Genomic DNA, 2,777 nt, shown 5'->3' with positions numbered 1-2,777 from the left:
TTCGTGGTCTACCGTCGCCGAAGCGGCCGCCTCGTTTTGATCTTGGGTCACACCACGTCATGATCGGGACGGCCGTAGGCATGCCCGCACCCACCCCCCATCAAGACACTGACCAGCCGCGATGAACACTGGCAGAGCTATCTACAGCTGCCGTAACGTTCGAGCAAATCTGCGTTCGGCCTGTGCGCGATTATCGCTTTGCTGGGAAAGCCATGAATCGTGAGCCCGTCCGAGTCGCATCTGGCCGAGGTGTACGGGGCGGAGGTGTCCAAGCAGACCAGCTCCACGGTCGCCGACAAGGTGCTGGAGGGGCGGCAGCCGAGCTTTTCTGATCACCGGTGTGCTTGGCTCGGTGATGTTGCTGTGGCCGGTCACTGCGAGTGTCGCCATCTTCTGCGCTCTCATCTCTCGTCCCGATTCACACAGCCGCTCTGGTTTTCCCTCGCAGGCGGTGATGCCGGCTGCGGATGGCCTCGACCTGTTTGCGGTGGCCGGCGTTGGTGGCCAGTCCCTCGGCGACGGTGACGGCCTCGGTGAAGGGGAAGTCGGTACTTGGCACATGTCGCGCATGCTCCAAGTTCCACGCGATCCCGCAGACGGCGTCGTGGATCCCACCGATGACCGGAGCCCTGGTTTTTGCCAGTCCGACAAGGCCGCTCACCCGGTCGAACTGTTCGCTAACCGCAAATAGGGCGGCCAGCGTCCGCAACGCGTTCTGAGTCGGCGCGGACGGATCGATCGCCGCCTCGACCTGCTCGCACAGGCCGTCGAAATCGGTGGTGTCAAGGCTGTAGTAGACCAGCGCCCAGCGGGCGCCGTCGGCGGGAGCGGCCCTGCGCCAGCCGCGGCCGTGCTCCGGGGAAGCCAGCTCGCCAATGATGATGTCGAGAATCGGTGTGATGTCGGTCTGCCGATGGATGTTGCGGGCCATGCGCATGGCGGCGTCACGAACGGCCCGTTCATCTTGATCGAGGCCGGCGAAGAGTGAGAGCAGGCAGGGTGTCGATAGCGGGAGGGGAAGGTCGATGCGGTGGACCTCGGACGGCGCCACTTGCCGGAGTCGTCGTACAAGGTCCGGATCATCCGTGCGGCATGCGTGGATCAGCAGTGCAGCCGTGATGTAGCGGCGATTCTCCTCACGGAGATGGACGGGCTCGGTCGGCTCATTGACGAATGCCTGCCGGTCTCCGAGCATGTCGGCCAAGTTGCCGACGTCATCGGGGGTGATCGTCGCCCCGGCGTGCACCGCTTTGAAGACGCCGCGAGCCTGGTCCCGCACATCGAGCGCGTTCGAACCACCGCATCCTTCGGCCAACAACTCCTCGGCGAACATGCATTCGGCAGGGGGCAGGGAACCGGTCATCTTCCGAGCCTATGGCGTGAGCCTCAAGTCGATCTTCCGTCATCGCTACTCATGTACGTGGCGTTCGATCATCAAATGGGAAACGGTGATGACGCTCCGCACGGCCGCCCTCGCCGGCCGGTCCTTCGCCAACCCCGACGACATCACATCCGCCACGACCCTGGCGACCGACCAGCTCAACGCCCGTGCCAGACCATGGAACTGGGGCAGGCCAGCCCCGCCAACTCGCCTGCTCCGACGCCGATATGTGTAAACGGCGAGCTCAAGCGGTCGGCGCATCACCGCTGTTCAGGAGGTCAGCGTAGACCTCTGCCGGAGTGCGGGGGACTGTAAAACGTTCGGTGTAACTCCCGATCATGGAAGATGCATCGATGACCAGCGACAACGTGACCGAGGCCGAACCCGTCGAGCCGTCTGAGGCGGCGTCGACGAAGTCTGTGGACGACCGGCTGATTGACGAGCTGGTGGGCCGGGCTCAGGCCGAGGACCTTCAGCTGACCGGCGAGGGCGGGCTCCTCCAGCAGCTGACCAAGCGGCTCCTGGAGTCCGCTCTCGAGGGTGAGATCACCAACCACCTCGGCTATGACAAGCACGATCCGGCCGGGAAGAACGGCGGCAACTCACGCAACGGCACCCGCGCCAAGACCGTGCTCACCGACGTCGGCCCGGTCGAGATAGCCGTGCCTCGCGACCGGGAAGGCAGCTTCGAGCCGAAGATCGTCAAGAAGCGGCAGAAGCGTCTGTCCGGCGTGGACGAGATGGTCATCTCGCTCGCGGCGAAGGGCCTGACGACCGGCGAGGTCCAGGCCCACCTGGCCGAGGTCTATGGAGCCGAGGTGTCCCGCCAGACGATCTCCACGATCACCGACAAGGTCCTCGACGGCATGGCCGAATGGCAGAACCGGCCGCTCGACTCCCTCTATCCCGTGATCTTCATTGACGCTGTCCACGTGAAGATCCGCGACGGGGCGGTTGCCAACAGGCCCATTTACGTGGCCCTGGCGGTCACTGTTTGAGGGCCGTCGGGACATCCTCGGGCTGTGGGCCGGCGACGGCGGCGAGGGCGCCAAGCACTGGATGCACATCCTCACCGAGATCAAGAATCGCGGTGTCAACGACGTCCTCATGCTGGTCTGCGACGGGCTCAAGGGCCTGCCCGACGCGGTCGAGGCCGTCTGGCCCCTCACTACCGTCCAGACCTGCGTGGTCCACCGAAGCCGTCAAAGAACAACGCGTTGCTTCCCGGATGCGATGTCGTTGATGTGGTATGCGCATATCCGACGAGGTCCGCAGCCAGTTGTCGCGGCGGTTCGATGTTGTGCTCCCGCACCTGAACGAGCGTCAGCGACGTCTGGCGCTGGCGACCGAGGCCCGGCTTCTCGGCCACGGAGGCGTTGGCCTGATTGCACGGATA

The 2,777-nt window shown here is 64.7% G+C and carries 1 protein-coding gene and 2 pseudogenes; 2 read left to right on the top strand and 1 reads right to left on the bottom strand.

Annotation, left to right across the window (positions count from 1 at the left end; translation table 11 throughout):
- Positions 1-418 precede the first annotated feature (418 nt).
- Complete coding sequence (locus ABZT03_RS43620; RefSeq protein WP_356049791.1) at positions 419-1,363, bottom strand: hypothetical protein; 945 nt, start codon at positions 1,361-1,363, stop codon at positions 419-421.
- Positions 1,364-1,734: 371 nt separating this feature from the next.
- Between ABZT03_RS43620 and ABZT03_RS43615 the strand changes: the two are divergent.
- Both ABZT03_RS43615 and ABZT03_RS43610 read left to right on the top strand, forming a co-directional pair.
- Positions 1,735-2,575 (top strand): annotated as a pseudogene (locus ABZT03_RS43615) (IS256 family transposase); the annotation flags it as partial.
- A 55-nt stretch (positions 2,576-2,630) separates the two neighbouring features.
- A pseudogene (locus ABZT03_RS43610) lies at positions 2,631-2,777 on the top strand (ISAzo13 family transposase); the annotation flags it as partial.

This window comes from Streptomyces sp. NPDC005574, assembly GCF_040605435.1.
GTDB lineage: Bacteria > Actinomycetota > Actinomycetes > Streptomycetales > Streptomycetaceae > Streptomyces.
The sequence above is the reverse complement of the archived record's forward strand: the minus strand, read 5'-3'. Positions and strand labels throughout refer to the sequence as shown.